This window comes from Bariatricus sp. TF06-38A, assembly GCF_027690675.1.
Classification (GTDB): domain Bacteria; phylum Bacillota; class Clostridia; order Lachnospirales; family Lachnospiraceae; genus Allocoprococcus; species Allocoprococcus comes.
Genome location: NZ_JAQFCE010000003.1, coordinates 13,842 through 31,964, shown reverse-complemented (window position 1 = coordinate 31,964; position 18,123 = coordinate 13,842). Strand labels below are relative to the sequence as shown.

The following is an 18,123-nucleotide window of genomic DNA, read 5'->3' as shown; positions in this document are numbered from 1 at the left end:
TGGCTGTCTTTTTTGTTTTCATAAATCTTTCAAAAAAGAGTCTGTACTGAAATGCTGCTTGTATTCGGTACAGACTTTTTTTGTCTTCTGATTTTCTCTTATAATTTAGAATAACCGTAGCTGTTCACGATAGCTTCGATCCGCTGTCCTTCTCTGCACTTCGGGCAATCTTCTGGAGAATATGCTCTGTAATGTGGAAGATCACTGCTTGTGAAGATCGTATTGACTTCCATTCCTGCAATCTTGTTGACTGAACTGAAAATTGCGCTGATTCCGCAGACTCTTCCACCGTAGTAGAGAACAGACTCGATTGCTTGTTTGACAGATTTACCGGTTGTGATGGACGCTGCAAGGATCAGAACCTGTTTGTTCTCAACCATTCTCTGTTTGTTGTCACGGAACAGGATCTGTCCGTCCTGATACATCTCCGGGGTAATAATGGAAATGTTGTTTCCTTTGCTGAGTGAGTACTGGTTCTCATCGGCAAGCTGCTCGGCAAGGAAGGTTCCGATCACTTCTGTCTCTTCCATGCAAACGATGGTATCTACCGTTGTGTTAGAAAGGTAAGCTGCTGCAAGAACTTTTGCAGTTTCACGGGCATTGTTGTGACGGGATTTGACCGTTGACATGTCGATGTAGGTGTTGATGTGGGAATGACTTGTTGCAAAGTGTCCTTTTAAAATTTTAATTCGCGCCTTTGGGTTTTTAGCGGAGCGAAGGTCTTCCAGTCTTTCATCCATTTCTAGTTCCTCCTTTAAGTTGTTTTGGTGGTTTTGACTGGTTTTAGTATAGCACAGAGGGATGGGTTGTGCAATATGTATATTTCGTGAGGTTTTAAAAAGGAAACAAGTTAAAAATTTTTCTAATCTATTCTCCGTACCAACTTAGTTGTGCATTCCATAGTTTTTGATAAAGTGAATCTGAATTTGCTAACAATTCTTCATGTTTTCCCTGCTCTGCTATTGTACCATGATCCAGCACCAGTACCCGGTCAGCCATTTTTGCAATACTAAGACGATGTGAAATAATGATAAGCGTACTGTCATTTCCTATACGTCTGAAAATAAGATCATTTAATTCTTTTTCATATAGCGGATCAATGGCTGATGTAGGTTCGTCCAATAAAAAGAAAGTCCCTCCGTGGTAAAATGCTCTCGCCATCGCCAATTTCTGCCATTGCCCTCCCGACAAATCTACTTTTCCAAACTCCCGTCCAAGAATTTCATTTTTTGCAATCTGACTGAGGTTTAGTTCTGTAAGAAGCTCTTCTGCAAGTACTGGATTTTTTAATTCCAATTCCTGGGGAGCAAGATTTTCCAGCAACGTTAATGCATATTGCTGATATTCCTGAAACATAACAGAAGGTGTATCAGCGAGAACACCTTCATTTTTCCCTTCTGTAACTACCAGTAATCCTGCCAGTAATTTAGAAAGTGTTGTTTTCCCAGCACCATTCACCCCCACTATAGCGATTTTCTCTCCGGCATGTATTGTAAAATTCAAATCATGAAGCACCGGTTCTTTTCCTGTCGGGTACGTAAATCCTGCATGATGGAATGCAATTTTACCCGTTGATGCGATTCTTTGTGTTTCGTTCTCTGTATCCAGAAACAGGAAAAATGGTTTTACCATTAGACAAAACTGCGAAAAAGCTCCCAAGTCTGAAAACAACTGTGCATACTGATTCTGAAGCTGAAATGTTGCAGAAACTGCTACCATGAACGCTGGATAATCAATTTTTCTCTGGAAAAACAAATAGCCGGCCAGTACATAGACACCTGCTGTTGCAGCAACATTTAAAAACATCAAAAAAGTACGAATCTTTAACACCTGCATTTCCACTTCATATTCTTTTTCACGCAGTTTTCTGGAAGAAGTTTTCCATTTCTGAATAAGAAAATCACTGCTTTCATATACAATCCGCTCTTTTGTGTAGCGGATATCAGTTGTACATTCTTTTCGGTCCTTTTCTTCTTTTGCAAGAGCCGCTAATTGTGTACGCCTGCGACTTTTTAAAATTGCTTCACTGACATTTCCAAAAAGTGCTGGAATGGCAGCCAGTACAATAAGAAGAAAAAAAGACGAATGGATAATAGATGCATATCCAGAAAGAAGAACAATTGACAGCACCGCACCAGATAAAGTAATCACGCATTCGACTACCCGATATACATTGATACTTGCAACTTTCGCTTCCCATAGTCTGTTATAGAAGGACGGCATCTCATAATAACGCATCGCAATTTTTCCACATTTTTCATGAAGTATCAATTTTGTTTTCTTCTCAAATTCCAGCAATCCTCCGAACTGAACAATCACACGCTCATAGTAAATGGTGTAGCTTTTCATCAGAAACAAATACGCTCCATAGAGCAAAACCGGAAGAAGCAATGTTAATACCTGATAGTCTGACAATACAGACTTTTCGGCAAGCTGATAGATTCGGCGACTGATCTGAATGCCAAATACTGGAAGTACAGCCAGAAATAGGTGGACGAATATCATCCCTGCAAAATGTTTTGGCATCATTTCTGCACCCAGTTTGAGACATTTCGCCACAACCGTATGCTTACAGTTAAATTTCATCCACATACATCTCCTTCTGTGTTTGATAAAGTTTTCGATAAACTCCATTTTTGCGCATCAGTTCTTCATGACACCCATGCTCTACCAACTGACCATGATCCAATACAAGAATTTCATCCATCTGACTGACAGCGCCGAGACGGTGCGTGATAAATAACGTTGTCTTTTCTTGAAATATATGTTCACTCAATCTATATACTTCCCGTTCAGAAATAGGATCAAGACTGGCTGTCGGTTCATCCAAAAGAATGAAATCTGCCTCCGAAAGAAAAGCTCTGGCAATTGCCAGTCTTTGCAATTGTCCTTTTGAAAGTAATGTTCCTTCTTCTGTCAAAAGTGTAAGTGGTGTGTCAAGCCCCTGCTTCAGATTTGAACATTCTAGCATGTCCAGTACCTCTGACACTCTGGCATTCGAAAGATTCGAATCATTTCCCATCAAAAGATATTCCCTTACAGTTACCGGATAAACCTGAAAATCCTGAAATAGCGCTGTCTTTTTCTCAGTTCCATCATAGATTCTGCCATTTGTCGGTTTATAAAGATCAAGCAACAGTTTTGCAAGTGTCGTCTTTCCAGCCCCATTTACTCCAACAAGACCATAGTGTTTTCCCTTTTCAAAAGTAAAGCAGATCCCTTTCAAAGTATCTTCATTATTTTCATAATAACGAAACTGTAAATTGTCCAAAGACAATACATTTTCTCTGGGTGATTCTGCCCTGAAGTTATTCGCTGACCCTTTTTCCAAAAAATCATTTTCTACAAATCGGATTAATTCTGTGCGAAGACCATGAAACTCCCGAATTGGAAATACGCTTTCTGCACACCGTGAAAGTTCCTCTAGCATTCTTGCAATGGTTTCCGTGATTGCGGTATAAGTTCCGAGTGTAATCGACTCCATTGTATTCGGCAAAGCAAAATAAAACATTACAAAAACTGTAATTCCTATCAAAATACTCTCGAGCAATATTTGTCCACGAAACCGAGTATGACCACTCTTTCGATTTATCCTGGCAGCCTGATCAAATTCTTTTGAAAATCGTTCATCCATAGCCTTCGATGTGTCATAAATCCGGCGCTCATAAGCATATTCCCGTTTAATTTGTAAATCAGAAAGATAATTAAACCGACGTGCTGTCTCCATATATCGTTTCCAAAAACCAAAGGTATTTTTTGTTGTCCGTAAATTAATCACAAAAGCAACTAAAACGAGTATGCTCATAACAAGTATTGCGAAAAATGAAGTATTTCTCATAAACCAGACTAAAACGATAGAAGACAAAACAAGTCTGAGCCAACTGACTAATGCATCCGTATATTCCAATGATTTTTCAAAATATGAATCGGATCGTTTTATTATTTCCTGTATATTTTGCTGTTCTAAAAATTGAAGAGAAAGTTTTTGACAGACATGCATAATCTTTTCCGGCATTACGTCTTTATATTGTTTTGTAATCCATATTTTCGCAGCCTGTTTAAATATATGTAAGATGTTTTCTAGTAAAAACAATATAATGATCCAAATAAAATCCATTATAATAATTTTAGAAGAAGCATCATATACAATATGGTCAATTAAAAAAAGCTTTAAAAATATCTCAGACAAAACAACAAGATGTATTATTGTCTGTACAAATACCATTGTAAAATAAATACTTTTATTGTACTTTTTTTCGTTTCTCATTTCATCGTCCTAACAATCAATTCCTAATAAGATTTCCCTTTCCACCTCATTTTTTATATCATATAAGAGACTTCCATAAATTTCTTCAGCTTTCGAAATAGTTTGTTCATAAATAAGTTTTAAGAAATTATCTTTTCCACCTTGTTCCAACAACTTAGTGCAAAATTTGCAAGCAATAAAATTAGAATAATTTCTATCATAACTATCATAATTATTTCATATTTCAAAAATATCTATGTCATGCTTATTTAACATATAATGATTATTATATTTTACACTATTAAAACATTCAGCAACTCCTTCATTTATAAATTTTGTTTTACTTTTAATTCTCCCTTCCATATTATAACTACTAAATCTCATAATTAATCCCTCTCATTATATCTTTACTGAAATTCGTAATTTACAAGATAGGTGTCTTTACTTGCACTAAATATCTACATTTTAATACGCTTTATATTTGCATAATTTACATAGCACCACAATTTCCAGTGCATTTGCAAGCATCTAGTGGAGAAATATGTTCTGTTTTATGCAGTTCACTGGCCATAGTTTCTATTTGTTGAATCGGGTTCGTTCGTGCATCTTTAATAACTTCAAAAATATCATTTTTTTATCATTTTTCATTTCATTCACCTCTCCAATAAAGACACCTATTATCTTTACTATATCACAGATGGGATAATTATCAATATATTACTTGATACAAGGAATAATATTCAGTCTTTTTTGTTGTTTTATTATTTTTTTGACAAATCAATTTAAAATATATCATTGAACATTTGTGATAGAAAACGGTTTTTATTTTATATAATGTAAGCGTATCGTTTTGTAAAGAGCAATATTGTAGTTTTATGCAAAAAATGTTAAAAACAGTAATTCAAGCAACTTTACTATAGTTTTACGCCTCATTTATATAATATCACTAAAAAATGACAGAAAAATCTGTTTTACAACTGTCTTTTATAATATCATACAATTTCTTTTGTCCATTCTTCATCCACTCTGCTCACAGTAATATAATCTTATTTTTTTCGACTTAGGTAAGTGAGATGCTGGAGATGAAAATTATTGGTTTGACGGGACTTTTGTTTAGAGGTGACGCCAAACTGGCGCGGGAGCGCGGTTTGGCTGGATGGGTAGTTTGACGGGACTTCTGTTTTGGGGGGGACGCGGAATTGGCGCATAGCGCGATTCCGCTGGGTGTGTTTGTGAGTTTGTGGGTCGAATGATTTACATACAAGCCGGTCAGAGTCTCACAAGCAGAGCTTGTTCGACCGTTGGCGGCGCCAACTAACTAATCAGAAATAGAAGGAGTCCCGGAAAAGCATGCGAGCATGTTTTTCCGGGACTCCTTCTATTTCCGCTTAGCTGACCGGCTTGTTGCCTATCGCTTAGTTATTGATCAGTTTATCTTCACCATTCCAGCTGTAGAGTTTTCTGATTTCTTCTCCTACTACTTCTGATGGATGTTCTGCGGCTTTCTTTCTCATTGCTTTGAAGTGTACCTGACGTCCTGCCGGTGACATGTCGAGAAGGAATTCTTTTGCGAATGTTCCGTCCTGGATGTCTGAGAGGATCTTCTTCATTGCTTTCTTTGTATCTTCTGTGATGATCTTTGGTCCTGTGATGTAATCACCGTATTCTGCTGTGTTGGAGATTGAGTATCTCATTCCGGCGAATCCGCTCTGGTAGATCAGGTCTACGATAAGTTTCATTTCATGGATGCATTCGAAGTATGCGTTTCTTGGATCGTATCCTGCTTCGCAAAGTGTTTCGAAACCTGTCTGCATAAGGGCACATACACCACCGCAAAGTACAGCCTGTTCTCCGAAGAGGTCTGTTTCTGTCTCTACTCTATATGTTGTTTCAAGAAGTCCTGCTCTTGCTCCACCGATTGCAAGACCGTAAGCAAGTGCTCTGTCCCAGGCTTTTCCTGTGTAATCCTGTTCTACTGCGATCAGACATGGTGTTCCTTTTCCTGCCTGATATTCGCTTCTTACTGTATGTCCCGGTGCTTTTGGAGCGATCATTGTTACATCTACATATGCCGGAGGTGTGATGCATCCGAAGTGGATGTTGAATCCGTGTGCGAACATCAGCATGTTACCTTCCTCAAGGTTTGGTTCGATGTCTTTCTTATACATATCAGCCTGAAGTTCATCGTTGATAAGGATCATGATGATATCAGCTTTCTTTGCAGCTTCTGCTGCTGTATATACTTCAAATCCCTGAGCTTCTGCTTTTGCCCATGATTTGCTTCCTTCGTAGAGACCGATAATGACATTGCATCCTGAATCTTTCAGGTTCAGTGCATGTGCATGTCCCTGGCTACCATATCCGATGATAGCTATTGTCTGTCCTTCTAATACTGATAAATTACAGTCTTCCTGATAAAAAATTCTTGCTGCCATTTTTAATTTCCTCCTATGACTTATTGAATTCTATAGAGTTAAAGGCTCCATGCCCCTAGCTTTCTTATGTAACTACTGCTGCATCCCTGAAGGTGCCGCTTTCGAGCTCGTCGCTCTTTTCAAAACGTCTCTCTGCTTTAATCAAACATGATCACATCATCGCTTCCGCGCTTCAGTCCGGTAATACCGGTTCTTGCCAGCTCCAGGATCTCATATCCGTCCAGAAGCTCCATAAACGCTTTCAGCTTTGATTCGGTTCCCGTCAGTTCAATCATCAGACAGTCTTTTTCAACATCAACGATCTTCGCACGGAAAATATCTGCCAGTGAAATAAGTTCTGCTCTTTCAGATGCATTTGCACGAACCTTGATCATAACCAGTTCTCTGCATACTGAATTGCTGTCATTTAACGGCTTAATCTCGATCACATCTTCCATCTTGCGAACCTGCTTCTCGATCTGTGAAAGAATCTGTTCATCTCCACTTGCTACGATCGTGATCCTTGTAAATCTCGGATCTGCAGTTGTACCTGCGGTAATACTTTCAATATTGTACCCCCGTCTGCTGAACAATCCTGCCATACGGCTTAATAGTCCCGGATTGTTATAAACCAAAATTGAATAAGCTTGTTTTCTCATAACATACTCCTTTACTTTACAAAACAGAGTGCGTTCTGTTTTTTTATTGTAGCAATTGACACCACCTTTGTCAAGTAGCTTTCTAAAATTTTATCACTTTAATTCGATTTTATCAATTACAGGAACCTCTAATTATCGTTTTCACACTGATTTTTCCGGATTTTGTCAAAATATATCCTTTTATCATCTGGACATATAATTCTTCAATTGCCTGTCGGACAAATCGTTTTTTGTCAAATTCGACTGTTGTCAGCTGCGGTCGGCAAATGAGTGCTGTTTCTTCTTTTCCGACTGCCATCACTTCAATTTCCTCCGGCACCTTGATTTCCAGATCATGCAGATAACCGACAGCCTCTGCTCCCTGTACGGCAGATGCAAATACGAGCATATCTGCGGATAAAGCAAGCCCTGCCAGCCGGATTTTATAGAACATTCTCCGCAGATCCCTGTCTTTTGGAATTTCCAGATATTGTTCTTCTTCAAGACAGCAGCCTTTTTTTGAAAATATTTTCTGCATTCCCTGCCATACCACTTTTCCGTACTCTTCCGTTCCATCCAGAAACCAGATTCTCTGTTTCTCTCTTTTAAACAGAAACCTTGCGACTTCCTCACCGGCTTTTCCGTAAATCCGGTCTGTTCTGTATATCGCAGCCACCGGAACTGCACACATCTGTCGGATTCTTGTACACGCCTCTTCATTGAGCCAGATACAGATAACCCCATCCAGTTTCCATACCGCCGCATATCGTACAAATTCTTCTGCTGTTTTTACAAAATGCAGCAGCATATAGTATTCCCTCTCATCCAGACTCTTCTCGATCTCACGCAGTATTTCTTCTAATTTTTCACTCTCCTGCTCCCATTCCTGCCTTTTTCCAACAACTACAGCAATCATCCCGGAAGATTTTCCGGAAAGGATACGTGCTCCCATGCTTGGGGCATATTCCTGTTCATCCAGGATCTCCTCTATCCTTTTTCTCGTCTTTCTTGATACTTTTTCCGTTCTTCCATGGATCACATTCGATACAGTTGTTGCACTCACTCCGGCTATTTTTGCAATATCTTTGATCCTGATTTTCCCCTCAGCCATTTCTTTCCCCCATTTATTTCTTTTGTTTTTTCTGTTTCTACTATCTTACACTTCTTTTCTTCTTTCTTACTAATTCGCATTTTTTCGACATCACCTGTAACTTTTCGATAAAATATTTTACAGATCATTGCCCGGATATCCACCTTGTGCTATCCTTAATCTGTTAAATAATTTTTCAGATACAGGAGATTGAATCATGGATGGTATTATATTTGACGTAGACGGCACACTCTGGGACTCAACCGAAGCAGTTGCCAGATCCTGGAATCAGGCGATAGAGGAGAATACAGATTTTTCCCTCTCACTTACAGCAGATTGGCTTAAGTCACTTTTTGGAAAAACAATGGATGAGATCACGCTTGCACTCTTTCCTTCCTGCCCAAAAGAAGAACGTGACCGAATCGGCTATCTTTGCTTTAACTATGAAAATCGGCTGCTTGAAACCGATCACGGTGTTCTTTACCCAGATGTTGCGCAGACACTGGAAAACCTTTCTCAGAAAACCGGCCTTTATATCGTCAGCAACTGCCAGTGTGGATATATCGAAGTTTTTCTAAAAACGATGGGACTCGAAAAATATATCAAAGATTTTTTATGCTTTGGTCAGACACAGGTTCCAAAAAATGAATCCATCCGTCTTCTGATGGAGCGCAATCATCTGCAGGATGTGGTTTATGTCGGAGATACTTCAGGTGATTTTGATGCCTGCCAGAAAGCAGACGTGCCTTTTATTTATGCTTCGTATGGATTTGGTGATATTCCGGATCCACCAAGACAGATTGGCGCAATCAGGGAACTTCCTGCTCTTCTTGGACTGTAGATTTTCTCTGTTTATGTTCCTGGTTCAGGATTATATAGCAGTTTTTTCCATCATTCAGCATCAGCAGAGTCTGCCACCGGTAGTTTCCTTCCATACACATGACAATATAAAAAGATCAGAGTCTGATAATCACATTTTTTATCATTCTCTGATCTTTTTATATTGAATTCTTTCCAGTGGATTTTTCCTTCTCTTTATTCCACATCCTCTTCATCAAATTCACACACCACATAATACCCCTGCGGTGTCTGCTTTACGTCAATCACCTTTCCCTGTCCTGACTTAAGTCTCTGCCATGAACGATAATTGGCGCTCATTGCCACAGCCGGCTCAATCGTATAATAAAAATACGCAGCTACAACGCCCTCTGTCACATCAACAATCTGTCCGGGTTCAACCAGTCCCGGACGCTCCATTTTAAATTCCATCTGTCTCATTTCCGCCTGATACCTGCCTCTTTTTCTATATTGTATTCGTTTTTTCTTGTAATTGCAAGTATTTACACAGTCTGTTTTGTGACGAAGCTTTGAAGTAGAACGCCGCTGTCAGGTGGTCTTTTTAGCCACCTGATCTAAAACAACTGAAATCACATTATCCTTCGTTCTATTCGGATTTCTTACACTGTTTTTCATGCAGAACTTCCGGAACGATCATATAATGCTCCTCAATCAATTTTGCTGTCTTTTCAACAGGCAATTCTTTTATTCCTTTTAAAAGGATCTCATGATTGTAGCGAAGTACATCAAAGGGGATGATGGATTCAACACCCATTGTATAATATCCGCACAAATTGCTTTCCCGGAGCATTGCCCATATTTTATATAAGGTTTCGCACTTTGCTGCTCGAACAATGCATGAATGAAACTGTTCATCATAACACATAATGTGGTACACATCTTTTTCTTTCGCAGCTTTTTCCATCTGCTCCAGACACTCATCCATTTCCCGTTCGATTTCTTCCGGAAGTTTTCCGGCAATGATCCTGATTGCCAGAACTTCCAGGGTAGAGCGGACAAGATATTTTTCCTGCATTTCTTCATAGGAAATCGTCTTTACTGTACTGCCTTTATGAGACTCATAAACAACAAATCCTTCCTCCCCAATATGACGCAGGGCTTCTCTGACCGGTCCCCGGCTTACATGAAACTTCTCCGCAATATCTTCTTCTACAATTCGTTCCCCCGGTTTGATCTTCCCCCGAATGATGTCTTCTCTTAATACATCAGCGATTTGCTGCCAAAGAGTTTTTCTTTGTATTGATGCCTTCCTGGTATAATCCATTCATTCTTCCTTTCAGATTTTTGCAGTTTTTTATAAAAAGAACAGGCTGATCCCCACAATTACTGCCAGTGTAATGGCCAGAGCCGGCCAGAGTGCCCAGAATGCCCCCAAAACCATAGCCAGATAATCTCCCTTTTCAAAAACAATGTTCTGGTCACTCATCTGCTTTTTAAATTCCAGGAACTTTTTATCCTGTTCTTCCAACTGTCTTCCTCGTTTGCTGTATCCTCCAAAAAAGCTCATGCTAATTCCTTTCTGATTTTATGAATCCTTTTCTACTCCGAGTGGATTATGACAGGCTACAAAATGTCCCGGTCTCATTTCCACAAGTTCCGGTGTAATATGCTTACAGATTTCTGTACAGTATTTACATCTTGTATGGAACTTACATCCTTTCGGCGGATGAACCGGACTTGGGATATCTCCTTCAAGCGGGATCATCTCTCTGTTAGAATCTACGTCTGTCGTCGGAATTGCTGATAACAGCGCTTCTGTATATGGATGTGTAGGGTGATCAAACATTTCCTGTGACTCTGCAAGCTCTACGATGTTTCCAAGGTACATAACACCAATTCGGTCACTGATATATTTTACAACACTCAAACCATGTGAAATAAATAAGTATGCAAGATTGTCTTCGCTTCCGAGATCTTTCAGAAGGTTGACGATCTGCGACTGAATGGAAACGTCAAGTGCGGAAACCGCCTCATCGCAGACTACGAATCTTGGTTTCAATGCAAGTGCACGTGCAATACCGATTCTCTGTCTCTGTCCACCGGAGAACTGATGTGGATAACGATGGATCATATATGGTGCAAGTCCACATTTTTCCATGACTTCCATAACATACGCCTGCATTTTTTCATCATTTTTCTTAAAAATGCCATGTGCAAGAAGACCTTCTCCGATGATCTGTCCAACTGTCATACGTGGATTCAGTGATGAGTATGGATCCTGGAAGATCATCTGCATATCTTTACGAAGGAAACGCATTTCTTGTGTTTTCAGTCTCGCAAGATCTACTCCATTATCACGGTATGATTCGTATTTTGTAAAAGCTTCATCATTTTTATATTTGCTGCGGAGTTCTTCTAACTTCTTCTCCGCTTTTTCAAGTTCCACTTTCTTCTCTGCGATTTCTTTTGTCTTATCGACACCTTCCATCTGGTTTTCTTCATTTAAACCGCTGATCACTCTGGCAACTTTGAATTTTTCAAGCAGTAACTGTTCTGCTTCTTTTGTGTCATCTAAGCTATAGAATCCACCAATGATCTGAACAAGATTCAGGAATTCCATATTACATTTCTTCTGGATATTTTCATATTCGGCCTGTTTCTGGAATTTTTCCGCAGAATCTTCCATTTTTTCATATTCCGCTTTTAATGCTTCTGCCTTCGCTTCTAATTCGGCAATTTTCTTTTTACCAGAAGAAATATTTTTGATTGTTTCGTCTACATAAAGCGGTGCCATATCGGTAAGAGTTCTGCCGTAATACATTGTCTTACCTTCTGTCTGTTTGTAGATCTGAAGTAAAGTTCTTCCAAATGTTGATTTTCCACATCCGGATTCTCCAACAAGACCAACTGTTTCTCCTTCGTAAATATTCAAAGTAATTCCGTCATTGGCTCTTACATACTCCTGCTCTTTCTGGAATAACTTTGTTTTCTTAAGTGGAAACCACTGTTTCAGATCCGTGACCTTCAAAAGCACTTTCTTTTCATCATTATTTGGCATGGCGTGCCTCCTTATCCGGGTAGAAACAACGAATCAAGTGATTGTCTTCTGCCAACTCTAATTTTGGTTCTTCATTCATACATTTCTCTGTTGCATATTTACAACGCGGAGCAAATTTACATCCCTTCGGAAGATTGAGCGGATGAGGTACTGCTCCCGGAATTGCCTCAAGTCTTGCTCCGACCGGTGTATCCAGACGTGGAATTGAAGTCATAAGTCCTTCCGTATATGGATGTGAACAGGTTGTCTCTTTTGCAAAGATAGTTCTTGCTTTACACATTTCCACAACCTGACCACAATACATAACTGCCACTTCATCTGCCATCTGGTTGATAACTCCAAGGTCATGTGTAATGAACAGAATAGAGGTCCCTTTTTCCTTTTTCAGTTCATTCATCAGCTTTAAGATCTGTGCCTGAATGGTAACGTCCAAAGCAGTAGTCGGTTCGTCAGCGATCAGAAGACTTGGTTCGCAGGCAAGAGCCATGGCGATCATAACTCTCTGACGCATTCCACCTGACAGCTGATGCGGGAACTGTTTCATAACAGATTCCGGATTCGGGATCTTAACAGCTTTTAACATTTCAAGTGATTTCTCACTTGCTTCTTTTTTTGTGATTTTCTGATGGGTTAAATAAACTTCATTTAACTGTTTTTCGATCGTATATACCGGGTTCAAACTTGTCATCGGTTCCTGGAAAATAACGGAAATCTCATTTCCACGAATCTGGTACATATCATTGATTGTACACTCCGCAAGATTTCTTCCCTTGAAAGTAATTGTACCGCTGTCGATATATCCGTTTCCATCCAAAAGTTTTAAGATACTCATTGCCGATACACTCTTTCCACTTCCGGATTCTCCTACGATACCTAATGTTTTCCCAGGCTCTACTCGATAGGAAACACCGTTGACCGCTTTTACAATTCCTTTTTTTGTCTTAAAAAATGTATGTAGATCATCTACTTCCAATAAATATGCCATCGTTATTCCTACCTTTCATTTGCTTTCGGGTCAACTGCTCTACGAAGTCCGTCACCAAACAAGTTGATACTTACAGTACAAAGTCCTAATACAACTGACGGGAATACCCATCTCCACCAGTACTGTGAGATAACTTCTGAAGAACGACAGTTGTTCAGCATATTTCCCCATGAAGGAATTGGCTCTGCAACACCGAATCCTAAGAATGATAATCCGGATTCTGTCAGCATACAGGTTGCAAATGAGATTGTTGCCTGTACGATAATGATCGTCATTACGTTCGGTACGATATGACGGAAAATAATATTCTTTTCTTTTACACCCAGTGCTTTTGCAGCGACAACGAATTCTTTGTTACGTTCTGCAAGCACCTGTGCACGGACAAGACCTGCGATACCGGTCCATCCGAGGAAACCGAGGATCAACATGATCATGATGATTCTTCCGACATCAGATACTTTATTTCCGATCAAAGCAGAAAGGATCAGTGCCAGCGGGATAAACGGAAGGGATCCGACAACCTCTGCCAGACGCATAAGAAGGATATCCACAGTTCCACCGTAGTATCCGGAAATACCCCCTACTAAGATACCGATCGCGAACTGGATGATAACAGCGATGAATCCGACTGTCATAGTCATCTGTCCACCCTTTAAGATACGGTAGAATACGTTTCTTCCAAGATTATCTGTTCCAAGTAAGTAACCTTTCAGTCCCCATGTCACAACAGAGCCGTCTTCTTTGATAATACAGTTCTGATAATAGCCGGAAGCTAATTTTGCAATATTGGTTGCCTTAGCAGGAACCTTTGCCTGATTATTTTCATTTCCGCCCCAGGCTACTGCGTTTCCATCTTCTGTCACAACAACAAGATGGTTACGTCCACCTGAAATATCCACTGCTTTGCCCTGCACTTCTTCCGGTACGGAGAAAATATGGTTGTGATTGTTTCCCCAGACTTTTACAGTACCATCTTTTAATACAGCTGCTGCTGCTTTATCTGTTAAAGCGATTTTTTCTACTTTTCCCTGAATCTCTTCCGGTACATTATCTAAAGCAGTTTCTTTCTTTGCAAGCGAGATGACTTTTCCATCCTTTGTAAGGGCAATGGCTGTCTGAATATTTGCTTTTACTTCTTTGACTTTTTCATCCTTTACATTAGCTGTAGAAATATCAACTGCACTTGTATTTCCCCATGAAACAACTTTTCCGTCTTCTGTTACAACAACGGATACCTGATATCCTGCTTCAATGTCAGCAATCTTTTTGCCTTTCAGTTCCGGCGGAATCACATTAAGACCCATTCGGTTGAAGCCCCAGGTGTATAAGGTACCTTTATCGTTGATTGCCAGCACGTGGTCCTGACCAACTGCGATATCAACAACTTTTCCCATATCAGCCGGAATTTTTTTCAGGTTTTTCGTTAACTGTCCCCACTCATAAACGTAACCGTCTTTGTCTACTCCTACACCATATGTCGGACCAAATTCAATCACTTCGGCATTGTCTTTTAAATCTGACGGAACCGAAAGGAATGAAAATCCCGGTGCGATATTTTTCTGTGTTGGATCCTGATAGTTTAAATCCTGGTGAAACCAGATCGGAAGGATGAAGCACATTGCAAAAATTGATACAAATACGATCAATCCTCCCATAGCCAGTTTGTTTTCCAGCAGATTTTTTATAATCGTACGAAAAGGACTTTGCATCTGTTCTTCTTCAAGAACGGAACGCTGCTCTTTTTCTTTCTTCTTTCCAAATAACATTTGTCTTCCTCCTAATCGAGTTTAATTCTTGGATCAACGATACAGTAACATAAGTCTGTGATCAGGTTTGCAGCAAGTCCTAACAAAATGTAAAACATCTGCATGGACAGTGCGACTGTATAGTCATGCTGGTTCAAGGAATCGATCAGAAGTTTTCCGACACCTTTCCATGAGAACAGAGTCTCAATGATAACCGCTCCACCAAAGATACCTACGATAGAGCCTACGATCCAGCCTGTGATCGGGATCATCGCGTTACGGAACGCATGTTTGTAAATAACAGTTTTTTCTTTCAGACCTTTGGCACGGGCTGTTCTTACATAATCCATAGATAATGCATCAAGAAGAGCTCCTCTGACATAACGGATCAGACCACCGATACCTGTCAGACATACAATAATAGGAAGTGCCATATGATATAAATAATCTAAGAATGCACGGAAGCCTGTAAAATTTGCACCCGTTGTGACCATTCCACTGATTGGAAAGATCGGAATTTTAATTGCAAACAGGTAGATAAAGATCAGCGCCGAAATAAATGAAGGAATACTGATACCGATCATAGTTGCTACCTGGAGTGATGTATCAAACACCGTGTCTTTTTTTACCGCACATTTGATTCCCAGCGGAATTCCGATTGCGAAAAGGAAAATATAATATACAACGTTCAGGGCGATTGTATTTTTCATCGGAGGTCCGATCAGTTCTTTAACCGGAATACGATATACGGTAGAGTAACCGAAATCTCCCTGTAAGATATTTCCCATCCAGCTTAAATACTGAACCGGAATCGGTTTATCAAGTCCGAGACGTACTCTTGCCTGTTGATAAAGCATCTCATACTGTTCCGGTGAAACACTCTGCTTTTGTCCCTCGACCATAAGTCTGGCAGGGTCACCAGGTACCATTTTAAAAATACCAAACAGTAAGATGGAAAGCAGGAAGAATACTATAATAATATAACCAAGTCTTTTCAATATGTATTTTGCCATAATGTAGTTTTCTCCTTCTGGATGAAATAGTTATTCCTGAATTATTCATGACATGTGATTCTGTCTGAACCATTACCATAATTTTGTTTTCGTATAAAGAAAAGATACGGGAAGACAGAACATTTGCCTTTGTTCTGTCCTCCCTGTTTTGTCATGCATATCAAAAGTTAATAGAATTGATCTATTCTGATGAATCCTTTATGCTTATTCTTCAAAGTATGCATCTAATACCATTGCTCCCCATCCCACATGAGCTCTAGGAACGAAATTCTTAAGCTTCGGATTGAAGAACATATAAGAAACTCCTGATCCCATTGGAAGACTTGGAAGTTTTTTGTTGTATGCCAGCTGGAATTCTCCATATAATTTTCTGAATCCGTCAATGTCTTCAGGATCAACTTTCTGCATCTCTTTACCGATTGCTTTTAATTCCGGATCGGAAATGTAGTTAACATTCCAGCTTCCCATTAAACTCGGATCGTCATCGAAGCAGTTCCAGTAGAAGAGAATTTCCGGAATTCCGATACTACTGTAGAAAATGTTATATTCTGGTTCATCGATACCCTGGCGATTCAAATGGTTGATCATAAGTGCAAAGTCCATAGATGTGTATTTGTATTCCATACCGATCTTTTCTGCTTCCGGTGGGATTACTGTGTTGTAAAGTTTTGAGTAGTCATCTTCACAGCATGCTACTTCAACTTTTAATTTCATCAATTCACCATCTACTTCTTTATAACGGTATTTGTCTGTACCTTCTTTGTACTCTTCACCTTTTTCGTTCAGTGTCCAACCACCATCGATGAGTTCCTGTTTTGCTTTATCAAGGTCATATGAGTAGTGAATCAGTTCAGATTCAATATCATCTTTGATTGCTGCAAAATCTGTTGTAGCATCTGTTGCATAACAGTCTACCACTGTACCGTATCCGCCTGTTAACTGTTTGTTGATTTCATCACGGTCTACGATATAAGCGATTGCACGTCTTACTTCTTCAAACTGTGTCGGTCCAAAGTCACACATATAACGCATCTCGTTGATACGTGTTCCCGGTACAAGACCATAGTTTGCATCTAATTTTCCTTCTTCTACTTTTGTTAAAGCAGCTTCGATCTTTTCTCCTGTACCTGCCGAGTAGAAATCAATTGTTCCTTTTTCAAATTCGTCACGGATTGTTTCATCTGCAACCGGTTTGGAAATAATTGTCTGGATATGTGGTTTTGTTCCATCATATGTTCCAAGGTATTCTTCGTTGATTTCAAGTTCAACAGTTTCAGTTGTAAGGTCAACACTCTTTAATTTGTAAGGTCCGCATACAACCGGTGCTTTGTAACGGAATCCTTTATCCGGATCAAGCAAGGTTTCTCTGATGAGATCTTCTGTAAATCCGTCTGTAAGGTATGCTCCGTTTCCATCATCTTTCACGTCGCATCCAGGAGCGATTGCTGCAAGCGGTTCCGGTCCATAGGCAACATTTGCCATCTCATAATAGTTCGGAAGCTGATCTGCACTGATTGTCATAGAAAATTCGTAATCCCCAAGAAGGTTAACACCTGCGAATTCTTTTGTTGTTCCCTGTACATGATCGTTGTATCCAACTAAAGCCCATCCGTATGTTGCATCACCTTCACAGGCTGCAAATTCCGGAGAAGAATGAAGCAGAAGACTGAATACATAATCTTTTGCTGTAATCGGAGAACCGTCACTCCATTTCAGGTTATCATTGATTTCAAAACGGTATGTCTTGCTTCCGTCATCGTTTTCGATTACTTCGTGATCTTTAACAACAACCGGGTCCCAATCAAGAACATAATCACGATTGTAATCAGCGAGGGCGTAACCACTCATCAATCCAATGAATCCGGAGTTTGTTGCATTGTTTGACCATCCGCCGTACATATCCGGTGATAAGGTACCTGGTGAGATCGCAACTACAACCTGTCCTCCTACAGGTGCATCTTCCGGCGGTGCACTCTGCATGTCCTCGGTTACCTCAACTCCAACCTGTTTGCTTTCACCATCATCCTGATTATTCTGGTTCTTGCTGGAAGCTCCTCCACCGCCACAGGCTGTGACCGAGAGTACCATGATACCAGCCAGCATGAGGGCTATCATTCTCTTTTTCATTTTGCATTC

General features: G+C 39.8%; 16 protein-coding genes. 1 reads left to right on the top strand and 15 read right to left on the bottom strand.

The genetic code is table 11. The features are described from left to right. Positions 1-98: 98 nt before the first annotated feature. From PG418_RS03955 to PG418_RS03925, 7 genes are all read right to left on the bottom strand, one after another. Entirely contained in the window at positions 99-740 is a 642-nt protein-coding gene (locus tag PG418_RS03955; RefSeq protein WP_008369334.1) for a type I phosphoribosyltransferase, read from the bottom strand. Between the two features lie 127 nt (positions 741-867). Next, entirely contained in the window at positions 868-2,586 is a 1,719-nt protein-coding gene (locus PG418_RS03950; RefSeq protein WP_055247044.1) for an ATP-binding cassette domain-containing protein, read from the bottom strand. Further along, a complete protein-coding gene (locus PG418_RS03945; RefSeq protein ID WP_022220264.1) occupies positions 2,576-4,267 on the bottom strand; it encodes an ATP-binding cassette domain-containing protein in 1,692 nt (563 codons plus the stop codon). Before PG418_RS03945 ends, PG418_RS03950 begins: the two co-directional genes overlap by 11 nt. A 1,394-nt stretch (positions 4,268-5,661) precedes the next feature. Then, positions 5,662-6,681, bottom strand: a complete 1,020-nt coding sequence (gene ilvC / locus PG418_RS03940; RefSeq protein ID WP_008369340.1) for a ketol-acid reductoisomerase — start codon at positions 6,679-6,681, stop codon at positions 5,662-5,664. A 137-nt stretch (positions 6,682-6,818) separates the two neighbouring features. Beyond that, positions 6,819-7,319 carry an acetolactate synthase small subunit gene (gene ilvN, locus PG418_RS03935; protein WP_008369341.1) on the bottom strand — a complete coding sequence of 167 codons (501 nt, stop codon included), beginning with the start codon at positions 7,317-7,319 and terminating at the stop codon, positions 6,819-6,821. A gap of 112 nt (positions 7,320-7,431) precedes the next feature. Continuing rightward, positions 7,432-8,409, bottom strand: coding sequence for a LacI family DNA-binding transcriptional regulator (locus tag PG418_RS03930; RefSeq protein ID WP_055155824.1), 978 nt, complete (start codon positions 8,407-8,409; stop codon positions 7,432-7,434). Next, positions 8,367-8,552 (bottom strand): hypothetical protein, encoded by a 186-nt coding sequence (locus PG418_RS03925; protein WP_156333056.1) that lies wholly within the window; start codon positions 8,550-8,552, stop codon positions 8,367-8,369. The genes PG418_RS03930 and PG418_RS03925 overlap by 43 nt, the downstream gene beginning before the upstream one ends. A gap of 53 nt (positions 8,553-8,605) precedes the next feature. Between PG418_RS03925 and PG418_RS03920 the strand changes: the two genes are divergently transcribed. Next, on the top strand, positions 8,606-9,229 hold the full coding sequence (locus tag PG418_RS03920; RefSeq protein WP_055246986.1) for an HAD family hydrolase: 624 nt from the start codon (positions 8,606-8,608) through the stop codon (positions 9,227-9,229). Positions 9,230-9,423: 194 nt separating this feature from the next. Here PG418_RS03920 and PG418_RS03915 read toward each other — a convergent pair whose 3' ends face one another. From PG418_RS03915 to PG418_RS03880, 8 genes are all read right to left on the bottom strand, one after another. Next, a complete protein-coding gene (locus PG418_RS03915) occupies positions 9,424-9,666 on the bottom strand; it encodes a hypothetical protein (RefSeq protein WP_008369354.1) in 243 nt (80 codons plus the stop codon). Positions 9,667-9,832: 166 nt separating this feature from the next. Further along, complete coding sequence (locus PG418_RS03910; protein WP_008369355.1) at positions 9,833-10,510, bottom strand: GntR family transcriptional regulator; 678 nt, start codon at positions 10,508-10,510, stop codon at positions 9,833-9,835. Between the two features lie 30 nt (positions 10,511-10,540). Next, positions 10,541-10,753: a hypothetical protein gene (locus PG418_RS03905; RefSeq protein WP_008369357.1), complete on the bottom strand. Its 213-nt coding sequence runs from the start codon at positions 10,751-10,753 to the stop codon at positions 10,541-10,543. An 18-nt stretch (positions 10,754-10,771) separates the two neighbouring features. Further along, complete coding sequence (locus PG418_RS03900) at positions 10,772-12,244, bottom strand: ABC transporter ATP-binding protein (RefSeq protein ID WP_055155822.1); 1,473 nt, start codon at positions 12,242-12,244, stop codon at positions 10,772-10,774. Further along, entirely contained in the window at positions 12,234-13,229 is a 996-nt protein-coding gene (locus PG418_RS03895) for an ABC transporter ATP-binding protein (protein ID WP_008369363.1), read from the bottom strand. The genes PG418_RS03900 and PG418_RS03895 overlap by 11 nt, the downstream gene beginning before the upstream one ends. An 8-nt stretch (positions 13,230-13,237) precedes the next feature. Beyond that, entirely contained in the window at positions 13,238-14,995 is a 1,758-nt protein-coding gene (locus PG418_RS03890) for an ABC transporter permease subunit (RefSeq protein WP_008369364.1), read from the bottom strand. Between the two features lie 11 nt (positions 14,996-15,006). Then, complete coding sequence (locus tag PG418_RS03885; protein ID WP_008369366.1) at positions 15,007-15,987, bottom strand: ABC transporter permease; 981 nt, start codon at positions 15,985-15,987, stop codon at positions 15,007-15,009. A 204-nt stretch (positions 15,988-16,191) separates the two neighbouring features. Next, positions 16,192-18,114, bottom strand: a complete 1,923-nt coding sequence (locus PG418_RS03880; protein ID WP_227084606.1) for an ABC transporter substrate-binding protein — start codon at positions 18,112-18,114, stop codon at positions 16,192-16,194. Positions 18,115-18,123 lie beyond the last annotated feature (9 nt).

Excerpts from the sequence above, each read along its gene's own strand:
- ilvN (WP_008369341.1), bottom strand. The coding sequence starts at position 7,319 with ATGAGAAAACAAGCTTATTCAATTTTGGTTTATAACAATCCGGGACTA.
- ilvC (WP_008369340.1), bottom strand. The coding sequence starts at position 6,681 with ATGGCAGCAAGAATTTTTTATCAGGAAGACTGTAATTTATCAGTATTA.
- PG418_RS03900 (WP_055155822.1), bottom strand. The coding sequence starts at position 12,244 with ATGCCAAATAATGATGAAAAGAAAGTGCTTTTGAAGGTCACGGATCTG.
- PG418_RS03905 (WP_008369357.1), bottom strand. The coding sequence starts at position 10,753 with ATGAGCTTTTTTGGAGGATACAGCAAACGAGGAAGACAGTTGGAAGAA.
- PG418_RS03890 (WP_008369364.1), bottom strand. The coding sequence starts at position 14,995 with ATGTTATTTGGAAAGAAGAAAGAAAAAGAGCAGCGTTCCGTTCTTGAA.
- PG418_RS03880 (WP_227084606.1), bottom strand. The coding sequence starts at position 18,114 with ATGAAAAAGAGAATGATAGCCCTCATGCTGGCTGGTATCATGGTACTC.
- PG418_RS03930 (WP_055155824.1), bottom strand. The coding sequence starts at position 8,409 with ATGGCTGAGGGGAAAATCAGGATCAAAGATATTGCAAAAATAGCCGGA.
- PG418_RS03895 (WP_008369363.1), bottom strand. The coding sequence starts at position 13,229 with ATGGCATATTTATTGGAAGTAGATGATCTACATACATTTTTTAAGACA.
- PG418_RS03915 (WP_008369354.1), bottom strand. The coding sequence starts at position 9,666 with ATGAGACAGATGGAATTTAAAATGGAGCGTCCGGGACTGGTTGAACCC.
- PG418_RS03945 (WP_022220264.1), bottom strand. The coding sequence starts at position 4,267 with ATGAGAAACGAAAAAAAGTACAATAAAAGTATTTATTTTACAATGGTA.
- PG418_RS03955 (WP_008369334.1), bottom strand. The coding sequence starts at position 740 with ATGGATGAAAGACTGGAAGACCTTCGCTCCGCTAAAAACCCAAAGGCG.
- PG418_RS03920 (WP_055246986.1), top strand. The coding sequence starts at position 8,606 with ATGGATGGTATTATATTTGACGTAGACGGCACACTCTGGGACTCAACC.
- PG418_RS03885 (WP_008369366.1), bottom strand. The coding sequence starts at position 15,987 with ATGGCAAAATACATATTGAAAAGACTTGGTTATATTATTATAGTATTC.
- PG418_RS03950 (WP_055247044.1), bottom strand. The coding sequence starts at position 2,586 with ATGAAATTTAACTGTAAGCATACGGTTGTGGCGAAATGTCTCAAACTG.
- PG418_RS03910 (WP_008369355.1), bottom strand. The coding sequence starts at position 10,510 with ATGGATTATACCAGGAAGGCATCAATACAAAGAAAAACTCTTTGGCAG.